The 23,805-nt window shown below is 56.4% G+C and carries 22 protein-coding genes and 1 pseudogene; 13 read left to right on the top strand and 10 right to left on the bottom strand.

Translation table 11 applies throughout. The annotated features are described in order from the left end of the window. Positions 1-419: 419 nt before the first annotated feature. Positions 420-812 (bottom strand): metalloregulator ArsR/SmtB family transcription factor, encoded by a 393-nt coding sequence (locus NKF26_RS17445; protein WP_253227014.1) that lies wholly within the window; start codon positions 810-812, stop codon positions 420-422. Positions 813-1,122: 310 nt separating this feature from the next. Between NKF26_RS17445 and NKF26_RS17440 the strand changes: the two genes are divergently transcribed. After that, the gene (locus tag NKF26_RS17440) at positions 1,123-1,539 is read left to right on the top strand and encodes a low molecular weight phosphatase family protein (protein WP_253234726.1); all 417 of its coding nucleotides are present in this window, start codon (positions 1,123-1,125) and stop codon (positions 1,537-1,539) included. Further along, a pseudogene (locus tag NKF26_RS17435) lies at positions 1,521-2,430 on the top strand (hypothetical protein); the annotation flags it as partial. The gene NKF26_RS17440 and the pseudogene NKF26_RS17435, both read left to right, overlap by 19 nt. Positions 2,431-2,450: 20 nt before the next feature. Here NKF26_RS17435 and NKF26_RS17430 read toward each other — a convergent pair. The 4 genes from NKF26_RS17430 to NKF26_RS17415 all read right to left on the bottom strand — a co-directional run bounded on the left by NKF26_RS17430 (position 2,451) and on the right by NKF26_RS17415 (position 5,659). Next, positions 2,451-2,819, bottom strand: a complete 369-nt coding sequence (locus NKF26_RS17430) for a hypothetical protein (RefSeq protein WP_369682164.1) — start codon at positions 2,817-2,819, stop codon at positions 2,451-2,453. Then, on the bottom strand, positions 2,750-4,216 hold the full coding sequence (locus NKF26_RS17425; protein WP_253234667.1) for an arylsulfotransferase family protein: 1,467 nt from the start codon (positions 4,214-4,216) through the stop codon (positions 2,750-2,752). The genes NKF26_RS17430 and NKF26_RS17425 overlap by 70 nt, the downstream gene beginning before the upstream one ends. 255 nt (positions 4,217-4,471) lie before the next feature. Beyond that, positions 4,472-4,954 carry a DUF892 family protein gene (locus tag NKF26_RS17420; RefSeq protein WP_253227018.1) on the bottom strand — a complete coding sequence of 161 codons (483 nt, stop codon included), beginning with the start codon at positions 4,952-4,954 and terminating at the stop codon, positions 4,472-4,474. 87 nt (positions 4,955-5,041) lie between these two features. After that, positions 5,042-5,659, bottom strand: coding sequence for a hypothetical protein (locus NKF26_RS17415; protein WP_253234666.1), 618 nt, complete (start codon positions 5,657-5,659; stop codon positions 5,042-5,044). Positions 5,660-5,868: 209 nt separating this feature from the next. On the opposite strand from NKF26_RS17415, the gene NKF26_RS17410 reads away from it, so the two are divergent. After that, the gene (locus tag NKF26_RS17410) at positions 5,869-6,477 is read left to right on the top strand and encodes a class I SAM-dependent methyltransferase (protein WP_253227020.1); all 609 of its coding nucleotides are present in this window, start codon (positions 5,869-5,871) and stop codon (positions 6,475-6,477) included. 261 nt (positions 6,478-6,738) lie between these two features. Continuing rightward, positions 6,739-7,710, top strand: coding sequence for an NAD(P)-dependent oxidoreductase (locus NKF26_RS17405; protein WP_253227021.1), 972 nt, complete (start codon positions 6,739-6,741; stop codon positions 7,708-7,710). A gap of 161 nt (positions 7,711-7,871) precedes the next feature. Here NKF26_RS17405 and NKF26_RS17400 read toward each other — a convergent pair whose 3' ends face one another. Further along, entirely contained in the window at positions 7,872-8,144 is a 273-nt protein-coding gene (locus tag NKF26_RS17400) for a helix-turn-helix domain-containing protein (protein WP_253227022.1), read from the bottom strand. 12 nt (positions 8,145-8,156) lie between these two features. Between NKF26_RS17400 and NKF26_RS17395 the strand changes: the two genes are divergently transcribed. Beyond that, positions 8,157-8,585, top strand: coding sequence for an alpha/beta hydrolase (locus tag NKF26_RS17395; RefSeq protein WP_253227023.1), 429 nt, complete (start codon positions 8,157-8,159; stop codon positions 8,583-8,585). Positions 8,586-9,791: 1,206 nt separating this feature from the next. Further along, entirely contained in the window at positions 9,792-10,637 is an 846-nt protein-coding gene (locus NKF26_RS17390) for a fumarylacetoacetate hydrolase family protein (RefSeq protein WP_253227074.1), read from the top strand. A 41-nt stretch (positions 10,638-10,678) separates the two neighbouring features. Here NKF26_RS17390 and NKF26_RS17385 read toward each other — a convergent pair whose 3' ends face one another. After that, on the bottom strand, positions 10,679-12,004 hold the full coding sequence (locus tag NKF26_RS17385; protein WP_253227024.1) for a GntP family permease: 1,326 nt from the start codon (positions 12,002-12,004) through the stop codon (positions 10,679-10,681). A 306-nt stretch (positions 12,005-12,310) separates the two neighbouring features. Here NKF26_RS17385 and NKF26_RS17380 point away from each other — a divergent pair, with 306 nt between their 5' ends. The 6 genes from NKF26_RS17380 to NKF26_RS17355 all read left to right on the top strand — a co-directional run bounded on the left by NKF26_RS17380 (position 12,311) and on the right by NKF26_RS17355 (position 19,173). Next, on the top strand, positions 12,311-13,165 hold the full coding sequence (locus NKF26_RS17380; protein WP_253227025.1) for a tripartite tricarboxylate transporter substrate binding protein: 855 nt from the start codon (positions 12,311-12,313) through the stop codon (positions 13,163-13,165). Between the two features lie 136 nt (positions 13,166-13,301). Next, positions 13,302-13,808 (top strand): tripartite tricarboxylate transporter TctB family protein, encoded by a 507-nt coding sequence (locus NKF26_RS17375; RefSeq protein ID WP_253227026.1) that lies wholly within the window; start codon positions 13,302-13,304, stop codon positions 13,806-13,808. A gap of 1 nt (position 13,809) precedes the next feature. Then, complete coding sequence (locus NKF26_RS17370) at positions 13,810-15,315, top strand: tripartite tricarboxylate transporter permease (RefSeq protein WP_253227027.1); 1,506 nt, start codon at positions 13,810-13,812, stop codon at positions 15,313-15,315. A gap of 91 nt (positions 15,316-15,406) precedes the next feature. Beyond that, on the top strand, positions 15,407-16,390 hold the full coding sequence (locus tag NKF26_RS17365; protein WP_253227028.1) for a D-2-hydroxyacid dehydrogenase: 984 nt from the start codon (positions 15,407-15,409) through the stop codon (positions 16,388-16,390). Positions 16,391-16,516: 126 nt separating this feature from the next. Next, the gene (locus tag NKF26_RS17360) at positions 16,517-16,972 is read left to right on the top strand and encodes an LUD domain-containing protein (RefSeq protein WP_253227029.1); all 456 of its coding nucleotides are present in this window, start codon (positions 16,517-16,519) and stop codon (positions 16,970-16,972) included. Beyond that, positions 16,969-19,173 carry an LUD domain-containing protein gene (locus tag NKF26_RS17355; RefSeq protein WP_253234665.1) on the top strand — a complete coding sequence of 735 codons (2,205 nt, stop codon included), beginning with the start codon at positions 16,969-16,971 and terminating at the stop codon, positions 19,171-19,173. The genes NKF26_RS17360 and NKF26_RS17355 overlap by 4 nt, the downstream gene beginning before the upstream one ends. Before the next feature lie 64 nt (positions 19,174-19,237). Here NKF26_RS17355 and NKF26_RS17350 read toward each other — a convergent pair whose 3' ends face one another. From NKF26_RS17350 to NKF26_RS17340, 3 genes are all read right to left on the bottom strand, one after another. After that, positions 19,238-20,104, bottom strand: a complete 867-nt coding sequence (locus NKF26_RS17350; RefSeq protein WP_253227031.1) for an amidohydrolase — start codon at positions 20,102-20,104, stop codon at positions 19,238-19,240. 72 nt (positions 20,105-20,176) lie between these two features. Beyond that, the gene (locus tag NKF26_RS17345) at positions 20,177-21,205 is read right to left on the bottom strand and encodes an LLM class flavin-dependent oxidoreductase (protein ID WP_253234664.1); all 1,029 of its coding nucleotides are present in this window, start codon (positions 21,203-21,205) and stop codon (positions 20,177-20,179) included. 2 nt (positions 21,206-21,207) lie between these two features. Next, a complete protein-coding gene (locus NKF26_RS17340) occupies positions 21,208-22,422 on the bottom strand; it encodes an enolase C-terminal domain-like protein (protein ID WP_253234663.1) in 1,215 nt (404 codons plus the stop codon). 178 nt (positions 22,423-22,600) lie between these two features. Between NKF26_RS17340 and NKF26_RS17335 the strand changes: the two genes are divergently transcribed. Beyond that, positions 22,601-23,632, top strand: a complete 1,032-nt coding sequence (locus NKF26_RS17335) for a zinc-binding dehydrogenase (RefSeq protein WP_253227034.1) — start codon at positions 22,601-22,603, stop codon at positions 23,630-23,632. The last annotated feature ends 173 nt before the right edge of the window (positions 23,633-23,805 follow it).

Below are 23,805 nucleotides of genomic sequence, written 5' to 3'. Positions count from 1 at the left end.
ATCCCTAGTGATCTTATGGTTGAGCAATTATTCATTCATCTAGTGAAATACTGGATCGAACGAGTTCCTCGGTACGACGTGAATTGGACCGGAAAGAATCGTTGATTGGCTACGGGAAGCACTCTTACAAGACAGAACTCCCGTTCACGGAGAGCTATCTTCCCGAAACTGACGATGGATCGTCCTCAACCATGAATCGGTTGCAACCCAAATGCGCCAGTGTCTCGAGAACCTCAGATGAGCCTAAGTGCTTCGTACCGGGTGTCGTTCGCCCTTCATCTGAACATACTCTCATATGAGTGTTTTCTCATATACTCGTTGCGGTGAGTATGCTCGATCGACTATTGTGGATTACTCTCGCGTAGTTCTCACTTTGCACTACAATTTGACCGAAGAAGAGAGGAACCGACGACTATCCGTTAGGCTGTCTGCGTGCCGTCGAGTGCAACGAGCAGGGCGGTTGCACGTCCTGTCGCTCGATACTTTCGCCACTTTCCATCCTTGCGTCTCGTAACGAGTCCAGCTTTCGTCAAATCCGACAGTGCATGACTGATCGCACTCTCACTGACGTCGAGCAGTGGTGAGAATTCACAGACACAGAGCTCACCATCAGTCGCGTGCAACAGTCGAACGATCTTGTAGCGCGTTTCATTGGCAAGTGCAGAAAGAACTTGCACGTCGGATTTGAGTGCCGTCTCGTCCGTCTGTGCACCGAGTTCTTCGAGTTCGTCGACGCGTTGTTCGACGTCTTCATCGCAGCATTCTCCCAATTCATCGGTGAGATAGCGTCGAAGCCGATCGTTGGTCGCCATTACCATACACTTGAGCAAACACTTCAATAAGGGTTCTGGAGTCCAAAAGCCCGCGGTAGGCCTTTTGAATCGTCTTCTTACGGACTTTTGTCTTTTGGTTGTTTCCTGTCTCCTTCCTGACCCGAACGATACTGCAAATCTTCCAAGATTGGCCTCGTCTCTCGTTTGAACCCGCTTTCTACAACTATAGTGAGCTACAGTGACATTGTCGTGAGCATCGTCCCCTCAGTGCCTCTCCGTCTCGAATATAGCCTCGATCTCCGAAATTTTAATAGAAGAGTTGTTCAATTATTCATCTATGGGCCAACGGATGCCCAGCCAGACGACCCGGGTCGCATTTATGTGCATGCAAAACGCTGGTCGAAGTCAGATTTCGACGGCATTTGCGGAACGGGAGCGTGAGCGACGCGGACTTGAAGACGAAGTGGAGATTGTGACCGGAGGGACACACCCTGCAGATCACGTTCACGAGATCGTTGTCGAAGCCATGGATGAAGAAGGATTCGACCTCGCAGGTCGGTCGCCACAAGCCATTACGACTGATGAACTCGAATCGTGCGACTACGTCGCGACGATGGGGTGTTCGACGCTCGAACTCGATACGTCGGCAGATGTCGATGTTCGTGATTGGGCGCTTGCTGACCCTGATGGACAAGATATCGATCGTGTTCGCGAGATTCGCGATGAAATCGAAGAGCAGGTGAAGATGGTGCCGGGGCAACGGTAGTGGGTCTCTATGGCAGTGTTGGAAATCTCATTTCGGCTGTATATCCCTATCCCGGTGGGACATTCTCGGATCGAATCGGATCCCGGATTGCACTGACCGCTTTTGGAACAATATCGACGATCGGATTTCTCCTTTGGTTTGTCGTGCCACTAGTCCCTGCCGTAGAGGTTGGGCCATTGTCTGTGGAGCCGTGGATCTGGATTTTCGTTGGCCTGTTCCTCACGCAGGCGTGGAATCGTTCGAGGGTTTCGATCAGATCGTTGATGACCTTCGGTCGCTTCCAGCAACGCTCAAACCGTTGCTCGTTGCGGATACGCTCATCCGGTTCGGAAATGGAATGGTGTACGTCTTTTGGATTCTCGTCGTCACCGACCTTCTCAACGTTGGATTTCAGGGCTTTGGTGTTTCACTTCGGCCTGCCGCCTTTTTCGGAATCTTGCTGGGCGTCGAGATGGCCGTTGCAATCCTGACGAAAGTGCCGGTGTCGAAGCTCGCCGAATCGACGGGCCTCAAACCGGTTGTTGGACTCGGATTCTTTGTTATGCAGTGTTTCCGATTCTGCTCATTCATGCACCAGCGAATCAGTGGATTCTCATCCTCCTGTTTGCATTTTCGGGCCTACGCTTTGCTGGCCTTCCCGCTCATAAGGCACTCATCGTCGGGCCAGCTGAGAAGGACGCTGGTGGTCGTGTGACGGGAACATACTATCTGATTCGAAATACAATCGTTATCCCGAGTGCAGCTATCGGTGGATGGCTCTATGCGCAGAGTCCACAGCTGGCGTTTACAATCGCTACGATTGTTGGCCTTCTCGGGGTTACATTCTTTGCTGTCTTTGGGCGTGAATTCAGTGCGTACGCCGAGAACATCTCCTCGACATCCAATTCATGATTGGAACTCTGACAGATGGGTCAGAGTGGAACGTATCCGCCGGCCACGAAGAGCAGATAAAGAAGCACGAAAATCGCGCCTGCCCACCGAGGCACCCGCTTTCGGAGCATGACAAGCGAAAGGAAGAGTACCGTGACGAGCATCACCGGCAGGTAGAACTGAAGCACCTGACTCGACACGTGAACGGGACTAGCGAGGGCGATGATCCCGTCGTTGAATAAGAAGAATTCCATAATCGATCCGACGACGTTGCCGAAGCTAATCTCTGCTCTGCCACGTAACGCAGCAGGCAATTTCCCAAAGAAGGATCGGGTGACGGTTAATCTTGATTCACCGGTTCGTCGCTGGAACTCTTCCCCGTCGTTGATCGCCGTCGGCGGATATACCACCCTGCTTCAAACCCGCCCCAGATGAGGGCGAAGAGGGCACCAAATACGGTCGCAAATACTTCGGGAACTCCCATCCAGACGGGTGTAATATACATCAGTCCATTCAGGTATTTCCCAGGGATGAGACGCTTTACCCCGATCCAGAACTGATCACCAAGGTTCCCGGACCGGGAGGCGATATGGGCTGACTGTGCACTCGGCCCGTTTGCGGACTCGTCACCGGTACCGAGTCGTTCGGCTTCGTATGGGAAGGCGATGTTGAGTTTCCAGACGATATTGCCGTTCTTATCGAGTTCGAAGACGCGGTTGCCGTTCGAGTCGGAGACTAATGTGTGGCCGTTCGGCAGGCGGTCGGCGTCTCTTGGCCACTGCATTCGCCCATCCTGCCAGACCCACGTCTGTTTCCAGTCGTTATTCGTTCGTTGGTACTCGACGAGCCGATTGTTCTCGCTGTCCGCAACGACTGCTGCCGGGCCGCCGTTCGACGTATTGATGTAGTCGGGGTTGTGCTGCTCGTAGAGAGTATCGTAGTTGTCCTCCTCGCCGAGTGTTTGCTGACCCACAACCTTGTGCGTCTTCGGGGAGAGGAACACGACCCGGTCGAGGTTCCGAACGCTCACCATGATGCGGCCATCGTCTAGGACCTCGACGTCGTTGATGTGCGACCAGTCTTTGGGGTAGGGACCGCCAGTGTTCGAGTGGTTGAACGTGTCGGAGGCGTTCCAGCGCCACTCGATCCGATCCGTCTTGGTATTCACGACGAACACTCCATCGAGGTAGATGTCCGCGACGACGATGTGGTTCTCGTCGATCCGATCGACGTCGTGGTATCGCGTTGCCTCCTTTCCAGGCGTGAGTTGTCCCCAGATTTTCGTGACTTTCCCGGTCGTGAGATTCACGCGCTCGACGCCGTCGTAGGTACAGGCACCGACCTTGCCGTGGGTCTTATAGTACCTGTCCCACATTTTCTGATTCACGCCATACTTACTCGCGTTCCACTCGTCGGCACTCGGACACTCATTTGCGCTGTGGTGATCCGCGTAGGAGTACTCGACAGTCGTCTTCGTCCCCTTCACGGGGTCGACGTCCCAATAGCGGGTATGCGTATCGTTGTAGTAGCGGGCTGTCCCGTTTGGATTGAGCGCGACAAGTTCGGCCCGTGCTCGCGGTCCTTCGTTATCACCGCCTCGCCAGGAATTCGAGTCGGTGGCAATAACCGTGATGCCATCGGCTTTCGGTGCAATCTGTGCGTTTCTATCCACGTTGTTTCCGTGGAGATAGGATTCGAACGTCGAGTCCGATCGTGATGATGCGAACCCATAGCCCACAGAGACGACCGAGAGCACGAGGAGGGCGGCGAAGAATACTCGAATTCGGCGTTTGGTAAGTGAGATCATAAGTACGATGTGTTGGGGGGGATGCTAGTTCTCTTACTAGGGGTCTGTGCAGTGCCTTTCGGTGGTGTTCGTTTTTGCCTTGTGCTTATTGCCGAAGGATGGACTGGTTTCATCCATTCCCGACCAACAGATATGGGAGGGGTGGAGGGAGCGGGATTACCGACCATATCCTACCATTGCCGAACTATCCTAAATAGATTCTCAATAGTGGTATAGCCCAAAACTATTTACGCCAACTCTGATCTCAAACTCTCTCTACTTCGAATGCTTCCGCTCGACAACGTTTTTCATTCGTTCGAGTGCGGTTGCAGCCTCCTGACGATTTGTCGCGAGCGGGTTGGTAACATCCTCGGCCATCACTAGATCATCTGCAAGCGCTAAGAGCCGATCAAGGAGCGTGATTTCGAGGCGTTCGTTAATCATACCGATTCCGAGCGTATCGATGTCCCGTAACTCAGCAGGTTCGACCTCACCTACAAATTCGTCTTTTTCGGCGAGCAATCCCTCCATAATCGGGCTGCCTCGCTCCGTAGGCTCTTCGCCGAGATACTCGAAAATCCCTTCAATCCGATGGATTTGAGCAACGGTATCGTCTTTATGTCCGGTAAAAATCTCGCTGACCTCGCTACTTCCCGCCGCGTCGGATAAATCGCCATGTAAATCGAGAATTTCGAGTTCCGCGTGGTACAGTTTCTGTAGCTCCCGATCGAACATCTCGCGCTTCGTTGTGATCGTCATTGGTGTCTGTTTCTCCAGCCGTATTTGCTGGTTGACCGCATCCTAGTACTTCGTTGCATCCATCGCGTGAGGTCGTTCGATTTCACGTTAGTTCTCCTGTGAAAGTGAGTTCTCAGCTGGTGAACCGTCGTCGAACACTACCGATCGCAACTGTTCTTGAATTGTAGCGGTGTCGACTTGCTCACTTTCCAGTAACACTCGTAATGCTGCGGGTGAGAGTTCATTGCCCGCTTCGAGATCGGCAAGGATGTCTTCGAATGGTAGTTGTATTGCTTCGACGTCAAGATCGACCTGATCGACGAGGAGATCTGCTTTCATCCCGGCGCGATAGAAGGCTTCGATCAGCAACTCTTCTGCAACTGTTGCTTCCTCGTGCGCTTTATCGTCGGTTCGCATCGTGGCAGCGGCATCGACGTTATAGAGGAGAAATGCGAGTGCATCACTTACTCCCTCAATGAACGGTTTGTCATCTACATCCCAGTGACGGCCATTCGCTGTGACCTCGCCGAAGAGCTTCTTTCGTTCGGCTTCTTCGAGATGCTCGAAGAGGATTGTGAAATCTAAGATCGAATTATAAACTCGCTCTCGGATGTCGTTTCGCCGCTGGTAGCGCTGTTGTTTGGCGTGTTCACCGTCATAGGTCTTTTCACCGGTGAGCCAGCGGCGGTCCTCAGTCGTCAACATTGCATTCTTGCGGCTGGCCATATTCTACTCTCACCGATGTTCCCCCACCGGATAAAGGCAGACGTGTCGAGTCGACTCCGTACCCACGACGCAGAGAGAAGCCGAGGTCCGGGAAGTCGCCGGACCGTTGGCGGATAATTGAACGCTACGGAGAGGCGGTTGGCCTAGTTCCCGGGGGAGCGAGTAGACAGGGTGATAGCGTGAGGATTCGATGGTCGATACACACGAGCATGACCGACGACTACCACAGAGATCTGAGCCACCTCACCTGGGACGAAGTGTACGATCGGCAGGTTGCACGCGACGAGTACGTTTCCAGGTGGCTCGACGAGATCACGGTTGAAACCGGTGACGCGGTCCTCGAGGTCGGGAGCGGTCCCGGTTACACAGCGCTCCGCGCGGCTCGGCAAGTTGGGCCGTCGGGTGCCGTGTACGCCGTTGAGAGAAATCGCGACGCCCTCCGCTACCTCCAGAGGAGGATGGGTGAGGCGGACGTCGGAAACGTGGAGCCGATTCACGCCGACGCAGAGGCGCTCCCTGTCCGGTTCGACCGGCCAGTCGTCGCATTCCTCACGTACGTCCTCCACCACGCCGACCACCCGAAACGCCTGCTCGCCGAACTATCCCAGGCACTGCCCACCGAGTCTCGTCTCTTCGTCTGCGAGCACCACCCCGACGGCCCCGGTGAGGAGGGCCCACCCGTCGATCACCGACTCGCGCCGAATCGACTCCGCGACTGGCTCGAGGACACCGGATTCGAAGTCGAACGCTCGGTCGACTTCGAGAACGAGAGCTACGCCTTCATTTGTCGGCGCACCGCGGACGATTCCGGACCGTAACGCTCCATTTGAGGGCGAGGGATATCTCGCGCGGAGGCGGCCGACATCGACTTGGGTAGCGCAAGTGGAGCGATGAAGATCCGGCTGATGGTATCCACGACGAACTCGTCGTCCAACGCGGCGAACTCGTGCCAGTCAGTGACGACGAGCGCGTCGACTGAGTCATCGAGCACCTTGGATGCGATACGCGGGTTGCCCGGACAAGAGACGAATCAGTCCGGTATCCATACCTTTTCGTGGGGACTAATCATAGCGCTACCCATGCGAGTCACCGTCATCGGAGCTACCGGACACATTGGCACCTACTTGGTACCGCGACTGGTGCGGGCAGGCCACGAGGTCGTCGCAGTCAGCCGGGGAGAGCGTGACCCCTACCAAGACGATAGCGCGTGGACCGACGTCGAGTCGGTCGAGCTCGACCGCGAAACTGCCGAGGAACGCGGTGAGTTCGGTGAGGCGATCGCGGCCACCGACCCGGACGCCGTTGTCGACCTGATCTGCTTCGAGCCAGAAAGCGCCGAAGCGCTCGTTGCGTCGCTTCGCGGGGAGGTTCAACACCTACTCCACTGTGGAACGATCTGGGTCCACGGTCCCAGCGACGTCGTCCCCACGACCGAGGACGCCCCGCGCACGCGCCGCCCGCTCGGCGAGTACGGACGAAAGAAAGCCGAGATTGAGGCGTATCTGCTTGACGAGGCGCGACGGAACGACTTCCCGGCGACCGTCCTCCACCCCGGACACATCGTGGGCCCCGGCTGGGATCCCGTCAATCCGGCGGGCAACTTCGACCCCGACGTGTTCTCTCGACTCGCTCGGGGTGAAGAAGTCGTGCTCCCCAACTTCGGGCTCGAAACCGTTCATCACGTCCACGCCGACGACGTCGCACAGGGCTTCCAGCGTGCGCTAGAGAACTGGTCAGCGGCTATTGGCGAGAGCTTCCACGTCGTCTCACCGCGGGCGCTCACCCTCCGCGGCTATGCTGAGGCCGTCGCCGGGTGGTTCGGACGAGACGCCGACCTTACGTACCTGCCGTTCAACGAGTGGGCCGATCGACCCGAATACGACGAGGAGGACGTCGAGATGACCGAGGAACACATCAGCTACAGCCCAAACGCGAGTATCGAGAAGGCGCGCGAGAAACTCGGATACGAACCGCGATACACCTCGCTCGAAGCGACCCGCGAGGCGGTTGAGGGCCTGATCGAGGCTGGCAAAGTCGACTCGAGCGAGTAGCACACCCGCGCCGGAGAATCCTAGACTAGAAAGCGGTCACGACTTCTCAGGCCTCTCGTCGTCACCAACACGCACCTGAAATCCATACTATGTACTCTTGGATCGATCGTAATCATTTCGTGTCGGTCGCAACTTAACAGCCTGCCCGTGACTGTCGCGAGTTAGGTGTAAAAACCGAGACTGTCGTCAACGAGTTCGGTGGCGAGCCATGCTTCTGCGCGCTGGAGACGGTAGCGGAACGTGGATCGGGGAACGCCGAGTTGGTCGGACAGTTCCGCGAAGTGGACGGATTCGGAATCGTCGTAGTATCCCATTTCGACTGCCGTTTCGAGCGCCTTTCGCTGTTCGTACGGGAGATCGACGCCGATCGGATCGGTGTGCTCGGCATCTGCGGGTCTGGCGGTTACGCCCCCTACGCTGCGCAGACCGACCACCGAATGAATGCCGTGGCAACCGTCAGCGCGGTAGATATTCCGAGCACCGTCCGCGATCCCGACCCCGAGGCGTTCCAGGAGATGGTCGAACGGTCGGGAGAACTGCGCAGCGAGGAAGCGAACGGCTTCCCGGCCGAACTCTTCAACCAGTTACCGGATCCGGAAGAGGTCGACGAGTCAACGCCGCAGGCCACCCGCGAGTTCGTCGACTACTACAAGACATCCCGTGGCCAGCACCCGCGCGCGCCGAACAAGTGGGTAGTCCGGAGCGCGGACCTGCTCGACCAGTTCGACTCGTTCGCCGATGTCGACAAGATTTCCCCGCGACCCCTACTGATGGTCGCCGGCACTGAGGCGTCCTCGTTGCCGTACAGCGAGAATGCGGTCGAGGGAGCCGGCGAGAACGCTGAGCTAATCACGATTGAGGGCGACGCACGTTGACCTCTATGACAGGGACGAGTACGTCACACCGGCTGTGGACAAGCTGACCGAATTTTTCGACCAGCATCTGGCCGGCTCATAACGCACCGAGCGCGGAGGACCGACTTGTGACTACATGGCTTAGTACCCTCGAATCTGCTTGACCTGAACACGCTATCAGTGTAGGCGTCTCCGTCTGCTTCAGCACTCGACGGCGGTTAATTCTCGATGGGATATTACGTCGGATTCGTCACGATTGACGCAGACAGGAATCAGGTAGGCACACGTTCTCGAACCGGTGTTAATGAGAGGTGATGAGCGGCAGCGCTGGGCTGGCTTCTTTAAATATAAAATTCGAGTTGGAATACTAACTGGAGTGGGTGTCCCGACCCGAGTTTGAATTGTGGGGTGTTCGTTGGTTGGGCTGAAATCGTGTATCCTGGCTACGCTATTACCTGTGTAGTCTCACTTTCCAGGCGAGATTTTTGATATAGCGTTATGGGATTTATATATGTCTGAGGGGCCAATATCGTACGATAGAGCCATTGTATCCTCCATGCATACTCGATGTGGTGGTGTGTGGTATACTACCGCTTTCTATACTAAGCGGAAGTGGGATTACCCCGGTACCTTCGAGCCAATCCATGCGCAGCGAGATTCGGTTCGCCGACGAATCGGACTGCTAGCCCCCTCTCGTTGATCCTTATTAAAGAACCCAACCTATTTATGTACCTATAATAATCGGCATTGCCGGAACGATGTATATTACAGGTATAGGGATGTAATGAGGGTCCGTGATCGTAGTTCTGTCGATGTGGGGCTCTTGAAGCGAATACGGACCAGAGACGTACTTGAAACTCTACCAAACGCTTTCGATTACTCTGGACTGAGACGAACGAGTACGAAGAATCGTCCCCATTAATCTACTATCTTTGTTGGGTAATACCGGACGAAGTGTACCGTATCGATCGGCATACTGACTGCGAGATCGAACGACTAGCGAACCTATCCGGCTACTCGCAACACTAGCAATCTCTCGAAACGAGGCCCTACGAAACCAAATCAGGCAGTATCAAATTAGAATGTGAGCTCGACGCTCTATTTATCGGCGTATTCTCATTGGAGAAACCCGTCGAAAGGGCTTCGCACGGATCCGGGATTACCAGACGGATGGACGCATTCCCGGCTGGGAAACTGTTTTCAACGGGCTCTACGAACACTGAGGTGATGCGATTCATACGCTATTCCGAAGGTAGCACGCAGCATTGGGGTGTCGTCGTCGAAGATATGGTTTACTCGCTCGCTGACGTCCCATTTGGTGAACCCACATACGAGGATATCGCAACGCCCGGCTTTCGAGAGAAGGTTCAGCAGGCAGTGGCTACGGACGCACTGACCGGTATCCCGAGGGCTGATATACGGGAACTAGCCCCAGTTCCCAACCCGGGAAAGATCGCCTGTGTCGGGCTCAACTATCACGATCACGCGGAAGAACAGGATGAAGAGATACCCGAAAAGCCGATACTGTTCGCAAAGTCCTCCACATCCGTTACGAACCCGGATGCGGCGATTATCCATCCGGAAGACGTCGAGCAGGTGGATTACGAAGTCGAACTCGGGATCGTCATGGGACGAACCGCGAAAAACGTGACCGCTACCGACGCTTCGGACTACATCGCTGGGTACACGGTGGTAAACGACGTGAGTGCTCGGGACGCACAGTTCGAGGATGGCCAGTTCTTCCGGGGGAAGTCCTACGACACCTTTGCCCCGATGGGACCCGAGCTAGTGACCGAGGATGCCATCGACCCGAACGCGCTTGGTGTCCGAACGCGGGTTAACGGGGACCTCAAACAATCTTCCAATACGGAAGAGTTCATATTCGACACGTACGAGATCGTCGAATATCTCTCCCGGGTAATGACGCTCGAACCGGGCGACGTGATTTCAACGGGAACGCCCGGTGGCGTCGGTGTGTTTCGTGAGCCACCCGAGCTTCTCGAACCGAGCGACGAAGTCGAAGTCGAGATAGAGAATATCGGCGTCCTGAGAAACCACGTCATCGCGGAATAGGCCTCGATTCTTCCCGCAAGAGTCGATCCAATATTTGAGTATCAGACGACCACTGCGATCAGAACGGCTCCTACCAAACCGAGGGCAGAGAGAACGGCTTCTCCGAGGGTATACGTTTTGAGGCCCCCAGTGACTTCCAGGCCGGTCAACTCGGTCACGACCCAGAACCCACTATCGTTGATATGTCCGATACTCATGCCACCTGATAGCGCTGCAAGCGCGATTGCCGACCCCGTGACGGTCGTTCCGACGCCAGCCATAATGTTCATCGCGGTAATTCCCGCCACTGTGCCGGATCCCTGGGCGACTCGCATGACCAATCCGAGGAAGAACGCGAGAAACACTATCGCGAGACCTTGGCCGTCGATGCCGATCAGATTTACAAACGCACTTGCCGCTTCCGTTTGTTGAATTACGTATCCAAACGCACCTCCAGCACCGGTGATGGCGAGCACCAATCCTGCCGGTCGAGTTGCCTCTGAAAGCGTCTCTGAGAGCTCATCTCGTCCTACTACCGAGATGAAGACCGCGATCGCAATCAGAAGTCCGGCAAGCATCGCCACGATTCGGCTCCCGAGAAACTTGACGAATGGACTCACGCTACCAGTCAGGGCTTCCGACGTGGTAGTAAGAAGGATGAGTACGATCGGGGTGAGAATCGGAAGAAGTGATGCAAAGAAAGACGGACTCCGTGTGGATCCGTCTTCGGCTTCTTCAAACGGAATATCTTCTATATCATTCTCGCTGGTCCATAGATGCCTAACGAGAGGCATATAAATCGCCGTTGCCACGAGAATGGCCGGAATACCGACCACCAACCCAGTAACCATCATACTGCCGAGCGAAAACTCGAGAATCTCCGGTGCGGCAAGTGGATTCGGTGTTGGCGGGATAAATGTGTGTGCGCCTGCTGCTCCGATAACGAGGGCTCCGATGACGACCGGATATTCGAGGTCCGTCTCCCGCCAGAGTGCGATGACCATCGGCGTGAGGACGAGGAATGCGACGTCGAAAAACACGGGGATTGCCACGATCGCCCCGGATAAAGCAAGCGCGTATGGTATGTGTCGCTGGGGGACCGCACCCGTTAGTGTGACAGCGATCTTTTTCGCGGCTCCACATTGGGCGAGCAACGTTCCGATCATGATCCCGAAGATGATCGGAATACCGATACCAGCCATCAGGTCTCCGAATCCGGTTCCGATGGCCGTGACGGTCGTATCCAGCCCTAAACCCGATGCGATTCCCATGTACAACGCTCCGATGATGAGCGAAATGGAGGGATCGAGGTCGAAGTGGATTATCAATAATAACGTGATCGATACGGCGATACCTATGTTTGCAGCTAACAGGGTGGAACCCACCATGTGATGGAATTTGAACCCGCCCTGATAAAGATTTTGTATTAAATTGAAGTAGACCAAATGGAAATTCTTTCATATAGTCGCATATCAACAACTACCTCTCCCCCAAATATCATATATTTTTCACCATTGTCAAGATTTAAAACCTAAGGAATGATTCCTATGATTATGGTCGATAGCCATAGATTTGAGCTGGCGGACAGGCGTAGCTTCTTGAAAGGTACACTAGGGACGGCTGGCATGTTCGGTCTCGGTGGTTGTAGTTCGCTCAGTGACTCGTCCGGTACGTATCCAAGCGAGGATATCGATATGATAGTACCCTGGTCCGCAGGTGGTGGGACTGATCGAACGGCCCGTCAACTCGCACAGGTCGGAAAACACCATACGGATACGTCGATATACGTTACGAACAAGACCGGCGGTGGCGGTGTCATCGGCTTCAACGCGATCAAAAACTCCTCGTCGGACGGATATACAGTCGGGGTTATCGCGAGCACGCTGATGGTTCTCAACCAATACGGCCGAACGAACATCTCGTACGAGGATTTCGATCCGATCATGCAGTACAATGCGGATCCCGCTTCCATCACGGTCCGCAAGGACGCACCGTACCAAAATCTCGAGGAGTTCGTCGAGCACGCGAAAAACAACAAGGTTTCCGTCGGGACTGCAGGTCCGGGAGATATCTGGCATCTCGCCGCGGTCGGATTCGCACAGAAGTCCGGGGTAGAGTTCGAGCACGTGACCTACGATGGATCCGCACCGGCGGTTACCGCCGTCGTGAATGGAGAAGTCGATGTGACGACGACGAGCATTCCCGAAGCGGCGCCACAGGTCGAAGGCGGCCCGCTCGAATTCCTCGCCACGATGGGAGAAAAGCGCCACTACCAATTCCCGAACGTACCGACGCTCCAGGAAAAGGGATACGATTGGAATCTGAGTGCGTGGAGGGCACTCGTCACGCCGACCGGTGTCGATAAGAGCAAACTCACGTCGTTGAACGAGTTGTACACGAAAACGTACAAGGACGATTCGTTCAAGTCGTTCATGAAGAAGAACGGATTCAATCTCGCGTACAAGGACCGGAAAGAGTTGGGTGATTTCATGAAAAGTCAGCACCAGAGCATCGGTGAGGTTATCAAAAAAGCAGGTGGAAAGAAGTGATGAAGTACCCTATTCTCCAGAGAGGATCGTAACGATGACGATCAGCTCTCGATACCGATATGATCAAAACGACCAGAACGGGTCCCAATTCGTTCGAATATCGGAACTCCAGCTCTAACAACCCAGGTGGTTAAGAATGTCAATTGAGATCAAAAAATCGGATTCGTACTCAGGAGTACTGTTCTTGGCAATTGCCATAGCAATATACGTCATCAGCGGGGGGTTTCCAACCCCTGCCACCAACGGTCCCGACCCAGCATTTTTCCCGCGAGTTATCGCACTCTGTATTGCGATACTCGCGGTCGTCCAGATAGCACAGAGTTGGCTGAGGAGTACCGATACCGTTCACGAGGTGAAGCGGAAGGAAATAAAACGCGTTCTCGTACCCATTTTCTTGATGGTGGTGTACGTCGCGACGCTCCCACTCCTCGGATTCATCGCTGGAACTATCTTCTTTCTCTCGTCACTTCTCCTGTACTCCGGTGTGGAATCGGCTGGATTCGTCGCGGCGTTTTCGTGTGTCTTCGTCCTCGTTCTGCAATTCGTATTCGGGTCGTTTCTCCATATCCCACTTCCGGACGGGGTCCTGCCCATCTTCCGGTCGTTACCCGACCTTCTGTTTCTGTCCGGGGTGACTCTCTGAGATGAGCTTTCTCGCAAATCTCCTCCAAGGAATCGCGTTAGTTCTCCAACCGTCCGTTCTCCTCCTCATGGTCATCGGTCTGTTGATCGGTATCACGATGGGGTCGATACCGGGGATGACTGCGACGATGACGGTCGCCGTCCTCGTATCGTTCACCTTCGGCATGCAACCGATAGAGGGGATGACGTTGTTGCTCGGCATCTATGGCGGCGCACTGTACGCCGGCTCAATTCCCGCAATACTCATTCGTACACCCGGCACCCCGAGCGCTGCGGCAACGGTGTTCGACGGGTATCCGCTTGCGAAACAAGGGAAGGCCGGACAGGCGATCAGTATTGCCACCATCGCATCCGTCATCGGCGGTATCATTAGCGTAATTTTCCTAACGATTCTCTCTCCCCAGGTCGCGAAAATAGCCCTCGAATTTGGATCTCCAGAGTACTTCGCGCTCGCGTTCTTCGGTCTCACTATTATCGCGAACGTTAGCGGCGATTCCCTCGTGAAAGGACTACTGACGGGTCTCCTCGGAATGTTCCTCGCAACGGTCGGACTGGATCCGATCGCGGGCGTCCCCCGATTCACGTTCGGATCGGTCGAATTGACCGGTGGTATCGAATTCATTGCCGTGATGATCGGCCTCTTTGGTATCGCCGAGGGACTCAATCGCTACGCTGAAGGGATCGGCCGTGAGGCCTTCGATCGCCGCGTCGCACGCGTTACTCCGACAGTAAGCGACATACGAGCGATCACACCAACTGCCGTTCTTTCAGGTATCGCCGGGACGTTCATCGGCGCGATACCGGGTGCTGGCGGCGATATCGCTTCGTTCGTAACGTACAACGAGGCGACTAGGTGGCTCAGCGAGCAGACGCCTTCGTTCGGCGACGGAAACCCGCTCGGCGTCGCCGCTGCCGAATCCGGAAACAATTCGAGCACCGGCGGTGCCCTAATCCCGACCCTCACGCTCGGGATTCCCGGGGACTCCGTGACCGCCATCCTCATCGGTGCGTTGATGGTACACGGAATCCGACCCGGACCAAACCTGCTGGAGAAGGAGCCACAACTCGTTTACGCGATTTTCGTCGCCTTTTTCCTCATCTACGTTCTGATCCTCGTCTTCGGGTTGCTCGGCGCGCATCTCTGGGTGATCCTCATCGATTTCCCCGCGAAATATCTCTGGCCCGCCATCTTCGTTCTGTGTGCAGTGGGAGCGATCGCGCTTCGTGGAAACCTGATCGACATCTGGGTCATGCTTGGTGCAGGTCTGCTAGGGCTATTACTGCGTGCCGATGGATATCCGCTCGCTCCGATGGTGCTCGGGATGATCCTCGGTCCGATCGCCGAGTCGAACCTTCGCCGCTCGCTCACCATCTCCGGCGGATCTCTCGACGTTTTCGTTCATAGTCCGATCGCGTTCGGAATCTTGGCTCTCACAGCGGTATCACTTCTCATCCCGATCGTCCGGGCCAACGTCGACCGGTCGCCGTTCACGACGAACCGCTCTTGACCTCGCCATTCCAAATGCAGTATACAAATTACTTAGATTTATATTCTCCACCGAGAACCGTATGATCGCTCCCGTTCTAACGGAGCAAACCATGACTACGTCCAATCCTGACATCGTCGTTCTCCGCGGGAAAGCGCACGGAATTCCCACGGAACGCTACGGTGCTGCACTACGAGAACGGTTGCCCGAATACGACGTCAGAGTCGCTTCGACGCCCAAATCGGAACGGGAACTCGTCGAGCGCGCTCCCGTCGTCACGGGTATCGGTATCGACGAAGAGACGCTAGCTGGCGCGGACGAAATGCGATATTTTGCCTGCGGCGCTGCCGGGACCGACCATTTACCGAAGGACGAATTCCGTACGCGAGGAATCACAGTAACGAACGCGGCTGGAACACACGTTCCAAACATCGCGGAACACGTTCTCGGTAACCTCTTGCTTATCGCACGTCGCCTCGATCACGGCATTCGTCAGCAGGATCGCCGCGAATGGCGCCAGTACAAGGCGTTCGGCGAGTTACGGGGAACCACCGTTACGGTAGTCGGACTCGGTGAAATCGGTCGCTCGATAGTCAAACGGTTGGACGCATTCGATGTCCATACTATCGGCGTGCGGTACACTCCCGAGAAGGGTGGCCCGACGGGCGAGGTCGTCGGTTTCGAACCCGCTGACTTTCACGAGGTTCTTTCACGGACGAACTATCTCGTTCTCGCTTGTCCTCTCACGGAGTGTACTCGGTATCTCATCGGCGATGCGGAATTCAGGACACTCCCGTCGGATGCAGTCGTGGTCAACATCGCGAGAGGGGAAGTGATAGACACTACGGCGCTCGTATCTGCCCTTCGTAGCAACAAGATTCACGCAGCAGCGCTCGACGTGACGGACCCCGAGCCACTCCCCGAATCTCACCCCCTTTGGAATCTCCGTAACGTCTTCATCACCCCTCACGTCTCCGGACATACCGAGGAATACTGGTCTCGTACTGCCGATGTCGTTGCGAGGAACATCCGTCGGATCGATGAAAGGGGGAGCTACCGCGACCTCGAGAATCAGGTATTGGATCCGAACGAATAGGTTCGTATGGTTGGTACCTGACTGCAAAGGCCGATAGGGGGAAGAACTAACACCGCCCGACCCCGAGCAATAATTGTGACTACGAGTGCCATAGAATCGTTTGTCGATTCGTTGACTACCCAGTCAGTGCCACTGACGCGTGTCGTATCGGCGGATGCAACGGACGAACTCGTTGAACTGATCGAGCCGCCCGCAGTCGGTGTCGAGCTTCCGTTCGAGAGCGTGGACCTCCCCGAGACGGTCGTCCAACACCCCTCACCGAGCGACTTGGCCGCTGCGAAGACCGGTATCACGACGGTCGATTCCTGTGTCGGCGGCTACGGTTCCGTCGTGATCAACGACCGTGGTAACGGGGCGGAACCGATCAGTTTGTTCGCGGAAAAACACGTCGCTGTGGTCGCCGCGAGTGATGTCGTCCGGTCGATGAACGATGCGCTGATCGACATCGGCGACCGCGTCCGGAACGGTCTGTCGAGTTCGGTTATCGCTACCGGTCCCTCGGCGACCGCAGATATGGGAGAGCTCGTTCAGGGAGTACACGGCCCGGCGTCCGTACACGTCCTTCTCGTAACCGACCGATGAGTGACCGACAGCAAACGGCCGCTCACATTCGTCAACTGATGGCCACCGAAGGAGCTGCAGTCGAGCAGAATACACGGGGATTCAATGCGGGTCGATACGACTCGGTGTCCGACCTCGAGAATTATGAGGGGCTGAAGGACGAGGCTCGGAGCATCAAAGCGGACGCCATCGAGCGCCTATCCGAACTCATCGATAGGGTGACCGAGACGGTCGAGCAGAACGGCGGAACGGTCTATCTCGCCGATGATGCTGCGGATGCGAACCGCTATGTTCACGAAGTCGTTCGGAGCGTAGACGGTGAATCCGTGGTCAAATCGAAGTCGATGACGACCGAGGAGATAGAGCTCAACGAAACACTCGTGAACAACGATATCGATGTCTGGGAGACCGATCTGGGGGAGTTCGTCTTGCAGGTCGCCGACGAAGCACCGAGTCATCTCGTCGCTCCAGCCATCCACAAGTCCCGTGAGGACATCGCACATCTGTTCAACGAATACTTCGACCTCGACGAGCCGTTGGAAACGGCGGAAGAACTGACACGGTTCGCCCGGGATTATCTCGGTGACCGTGTGCGTGAGGCAGATGTCGGAATCACGGGGGCGAATTTTATCGCGGCAGACACGGGCACGCTCGCGTTGGTGACGAGCGAAGGAAACGCCCGGAAATGCGTCACCGCAACTGACACGCACGTCGCTGTCGCGGGTATCGAGAAGTTGATTCCCTCGTTCGAGGACTTACAGCCGTTCATCGAACTTATCGGGCGGTCGGGAACCGGACAGGACATCACATCCTACATTTCGCTGTTCACGCCACCGGTGGATACACCGACCCTCGACTTTTCGTCCGATGAGTTCGGCTCAGCGGCGGACCGCGAATTCCATCTCGTCTTGGTGGATAACGGACGGTCCTCGATGCGTGAGGACGATCAGTTGCGGGAAACCCTGTACTGCATTCGATGCTCGGCCTGTGCGAACTCGTGTGCGAATTTCCAGCACGTCGGGGGTCACGCCTTCGGCGGTGAAACGTACACGGGCGGTATCGCCACCGGTTGGGAAGCCGGTCTCGGTGGTGAGGACGCAGCAGCGGAGTTCAACGACCTCTGTACAGGTTGTTCTCGCTGTGTCAACGCTTGCCCGGTGAAGATCGACATTCCGTGGATAAATACGGTCGTTCGGGATCGGCTCAACAACGGCGAGGAGTCCTCGAAATTTGATCACCTCGTCGAGGGGCTCCTCCCGGATGACGAGGGGGGCCTCGACCTTCAAAAACGCCTATTCGGAAACTTCGAGTTGCTCGCGAGGTGTGGCAGTTTGACGGCCCCGGTCTCGAATTGGATCGCGAGTACCGCCCCAGCACGTACGCTCTTGGAACGGGTCGCCGGTGTCGACCCTCGTCGCGACCTCCCCTCGTTCCAGCGTGAGACCCTCGTCGACTGGTTCAGGGCACGTGGCGGCTCCCACGTGCCGAAATCGAGTGCCGACCGCGAGGCAGTTCTCTACGCCGACCTCTACACGAATCACGTGCTCGTAGAGCGCGGAAAAGCAACCGTCAGGGTCCTCGAATCCCTCGACATCCACGTATCCGTTCCCTCCGTGTCTGGGAGCGGCCGCGCCCCGCTTTCACAGGGGATGATTTCGACGGCCGAATCCCAGGCGGGTCGTGTTCGTGACCGACTTCGGCCGTTCGTGGACGATGGTGTCGATATCGTTGTGATCGAACCGTCGGACTTCGCCATGTTCGATCGCGAGTACGAGAAACTGCTCCCACGAGAGGACTACGAATCACTCGCCGAGAACAGCTACGAAGTGATGGAGTACATCTACGGCTTGCTTTCGAACGATGCAGACGTCTCCTCGCTCCGATCGGTCGACGGCACGGCCGTCGACTATCACAGCCACTGCCAACAGCGTACATCGGGGTTGGAACCGTACTCGACTGTTGTGCTTTCCCGATGTGGGTTCGATGTCACGACGTCCGACGTGGAATGTTGCGGAATGGCGGGGAGCTTCGGCTACAAGAGCCAGTATTACGAACTCTCGATGGACGTCGGCCGAGAACTGGAAACGCAGTTCACACGGGAGGATGCGCTTGGAGGAAATGCGCTCGTCGCAGCGAGCGGAACCTCTTGTGTGGAACAGTTGAGTGACCTCCTGCCACGGGATGTCGTCCATCCAGTTGAGCTGATCGCACCACCACGGTAGGAATGCTCCAATCCATCGGTTCTCGGCAGATATCGTTCCGACTTCCCCCCGAATCCGAGCGGTGCTATGGATCCACGTGCCGACGGAACGCTCGCTCGGTCAACCATTCCCGATCCGTGTCCGAGAGCCCCTCGACGTGTTCTACCCAGGAAACCGCCTCATCGTACGTCGCCTCGTCGCTGACGTTCGGATAGTCCGACCCCCAAATCACTCGTTCGCGGCCAAATTCATCGAGCATCCAGCGAACGTGGTCGTGAACGTCGGCATACGGAAACCCCTCTTCCGACCGATGAACGATTTCCGATACTTTCACGGCGACGCTTTCGTGTTCGGCGAGTTCGGAAAACTGTGAGAATGCGGATTCCCGTGGCGGTACCGACGGGTCCGTGTGGGCGAAATGGTCGAAGAGATACGGTAGCTCCGGATAGGTTTCGACGAGTTCGATGGCCTGATCGAGTTGCGTTTCGTCCGCGAGGATTTGGACGATGGCACCCGTTTCGCGGGCGGCGTTCCAGAACTCGGTCTCTTCGATCGCGTCGCGGAGCCACGTGACCGAGGCATCGAACGATTCCCACATGGCATCGTACGGGCATGCTGCTCCCAGTCGAAAGCCGAGCACTCGTTCGGTATCCATCGCGTTCCGGAGCGTATCGGCCGCTCCATCCGCAAACGGATCGACCATGACGACGCCGTAGAGGCGCTCCGACTGGGCGACGCAGTCGACCGTGTACGAGTTATCCGTCCAGTCACAGATGGGATAGCCGACGACGACGGCCTCGTCCACACCGACCGTGTCCATGTCGGCGAGGAGGCGTTCTGAAGTGAAGGCCGTGTGGACGTCGAAGCCATCGACTAGGTCGATTATCGGCCCGTTCGACCAGGGACGCTCGGGACTGGGATATCCCCACGCGTGTGTATGAGTGTCTATCATACATCACTGTTCGTTTTCTTCCTATTAAAAACATCCATTGAAAAATCGGTCCGACGACATCGGGTGTCTCCATCAGGAAAACTGGGGAATCACCTCGTCGGCGAACAACTCCATGCCTTCCAAGTCAGGGAAATCGACGAACCAGCCCTGGAACTTCGTCACACCGGTATCGATTCGATCTTGGATCGCCTCGGCACACTCCTCGGGCGTTCCCATCACGAAGTATTCACGCGCGTCCGCTTCCGTCGTGATGTCCGGCTGATCCTGGTACTCCTCCTCGAACTGGATGGGGAGCATTCGGTCGAGCATCCGATCGAGCTTTTCTTCGTCGCGTGTACAGATGACGTGGCCGTCCCACGAGTACGTAAGTTCGTCCGGATCACGTCCCACAGTGCTACAGTGGTCCTCGATGACGCCGATTTTGTGCCGGAGCGTCCCGACGTCACCGTTGAACACGTCGGTGTTCCAGACGTCCGCGTGCTTCGCGACGAGCTTCAGCGTCACCTGTTCGCCCTGGCCGCCGACGAGAATCGGTGGATGTGGGTCTTGTACGGGACCTGGTGTGCAGTACGCGTCCTCGATTTGGTAGTGGTCGCCGTCGAAACTGACGCCGCTCCCATCGTCCGCCCACAACCGTTTCATGAGGCGAATACTTTCGTCGAGGCGCATCAGGCGTTCGAATCCGTCCCGATACTTCCAGCCGTATGCATCGTACTCGGGTTCGTGCCAACCAGCTCCGAGCCCGAGTTCGAGGCGGCCATCGGAGACGACGTCGAGCGTGGCGGCCATCTTCGCGACGAGCGCGGGATTCCGATAATCGTTACAGAGGACGAGTGATCCTATACGGATATCGTCAGTCATCCCGGCGATGGCACTCAGGAGCGTCCAGCACTCGTACTCCGCGTGATCACGGCCGAGCATGAGGTGATCGGGCGCCCAAACCGCATCGAAACCCAACGCTTCGGCTTTCAGAATTCCCTTTTTCGTCGCCTTCCAGTCCAACTCTTCGTACATCGGCGTGTCGCGGTGGACCGGGTCGTCACCCTCGTCAGGTGCGCCCGCGAACACCGGAACGTTGTACTCGAAGGAGATGTCGGACATGATTACTCGATGCTGAAGTGTTCAAGCGCTTCGCGGTTCAATTCGGAACTGGTTCCGGTGCCGTCCGGGAGGGGTATCGTTCCGTTCTCGGCGTTCGGCGGGTTCGCGTAAATCGCATCAGCGTACGTCGAATCACGGTCTTCGGCTTCCCGTTGGCGTTCTTTGTACCACTCCGGAATCGGGAAATACTCCGCCATCGGAGCGTTCGTCGACGCCGCGATGAAGTGAAGGTGCGGGTTCGTCCCGCTGTGGGGAATCACTGGAACATCGTGAGCGCTCGCCATACTGTCTATCTTCAGGAGCTCGGTGAGGCCACCACAGCGGTGTACGTCAGGCTGGAGGATGTCGACGGCTCCCCGTTCGAGGAGCTCCTTGTGACCCCAGCGAGTGAACTCGTGTTCGCCGCCGGAAATCGGCATCGGTGCGGACTCCCGAACCTCGGCGTAGCCGTCGATATCGTCGGGAATGACCGGTTCCTCGACCCACTCCATATCGTACGGTTCGAGGCGGTCGAGCATCTTTTTCGCGTACCGGACGGTCCATCCCATGTACGCGTCGCCAGCGATCGCGATCTCGTCTCCGACGGCATCGCGAACGGTTTTGATGATCGCTTCGTTCTCCTTCATACCGGATCGACCGGCTTCGGGACCGTAGCGGAAACGGAGCTTCATCGCTTCGAAGCCCTCCTCGGCGTACTGAATCGCTTCTTCGGCGAGTTTCTCGTGATCGACAGGGTGGAGATTGCTCGCGTACGCGGGAATTTCGTCCTTCGTCGGTCCTCCGAGCAGTTCGTAGACCGGCTTTTCTACCTCTTTACCAGCGATGTCCCAGAGTGCGAGGTCGACGGCACTGATCGCTTCGATGGCGGCCCCTTTTCGCCCGAACGGGATCGTCGCCCGATACATCATGTCCCAAAGGCGCTCGCGCTCCGTCGGATCCTCGCCGACGATGAGCTTCGCAAGCGTCTCTTCGACGATGGTCGAGATGGCCCCCGTCGCCCAATTGCCTGCGCCGACCCCGGTGATCCCGGCATCCGTTTCGATTTCGACGACGACGTCACCGACCGGACCCATCCATTTGCGGCGGGCCTGCGGGTTGTCCCCATCGGCATTGTTGTACTCGTCGAATTTACTCATCACGGTGACGAGCGGGAATTCGACGAACTCGCCCCACGAATCCGTGCTTACGTTCGTCGACCTGACACTAGTGATCTCCATTGGATACCTCCGTCTGCGTTATCGCTTTCTGTGCCATACCATCTCTAGGATGGTACAACATTGTCTTAAAGGTACCTAGGTAATCGATGGTTGGAACTTTACCCGGAAGTATAAGTATTATGCGGAATTAGCAATAGACAACGCCGTCGGCTGTAGTTTGTCGACAAGGTACCCAAAAATGCAAGCAATTGTTCAAACAGGAGCGGAAACTGTCGAAGTACAGGATCGTGAAAAACCGAGTCCGAATGCAGATGAAGTGCTTATCCGCGTTCATACCGCCGGTATCTGTGGAAGCGACGCCCATGCGTACAAGTACGATGGAGGGTACGAGTGGATTCCCATTCCCCGGATTATGGGTCACGAATACTCGGGCACCGTTGAGGCGGTCGGTGCTGACGTTACCTCGTTCTCACAGGGCGATAAGATAGTCGAGGAACCGATCCACCACTGTGGGAAGTGTTTTCAGTGCAAGAACGGACAGACGAACGTCTGTCAGGATTTCTCGATCACCGGGATGCACCGCGATGGCGCGTATAGAAATTACGTGACCGTCGAGCCACAACACCTCCACCGCGTTCCGGATGGCGTTCCGCTCGATGAAGCTGCGCTCACGGAGCCGACTAGTATCGCCGCGCGGGCGGTCCTCACACAGTCGGATCTCCGACCGGGGGAGTCAGTTCTCGTCCAAGGTCCCGGCCCAATCGGCGTGTTGACGGCGGCGGTTGCCGACTCGATCGGCGCGGATGTCGTCGTCTCCGGTCTCGACAAGGACACCCAGTATCGGCTGCCGTTGGTCGAAGAGCTCGGAATCGATACGGTCAATGCGCAGAATACTGACGTAGAGTCCCTCGTCGATGAACGAACGATCGGCGGCGGATTCGACGTGATCTTTGATGCGACAGGTCATCATTCCGGCGTCGAGACCGGAGTCGAACTCGTTCGGAAAGGTGGTCAAATCGTGATGGTCGGAATCCCGAACGGGCCGAGTACCGTCGCGTTTACCGATTCGGTCCGCGGTGAAGTCGACGTCAACACATCCTACGGTTCGACGTGGCGCAACTTCGAACAGGCGCTCCGCCTCATTGAGAACGGATCGGTGGATGCATCGACGATCATGGACACGTCGTTTTCCACGTCCGACCCGTCCCGTGCCTTCGAAGCCTTCCTCCACTCGGAAACCTGCAAGCCCGTCTTCTCTTTCGCCAACTGACCGTTTTTCGTTCGCGTTTCCGACCTGAGTCGTGAGGATATTTTCGTGGAAGGTGCGAAAGAGAGGGACATCCCGTATCCAATACTTACTCGGTTTGCTTCGATGCTACTGATAAACACCGGTCAGTCTATTCTACTCCTCTTCGCGGCGCGTCGATCTACTCTCGCACTCTC

The sequence above is a fragment of the Haladaptatus sp. AB618 genome, assembly GCF_024136965.1.
Taxonomy (GTDB): domain Archaea; phylum Halobacteriota; class Halobacteria; order Halobacteriales; family Haladaptataceae; genus Haladaptatus.
This window is presented reverse-complemented; position numbering and strand designations above follow the sequence as displayed.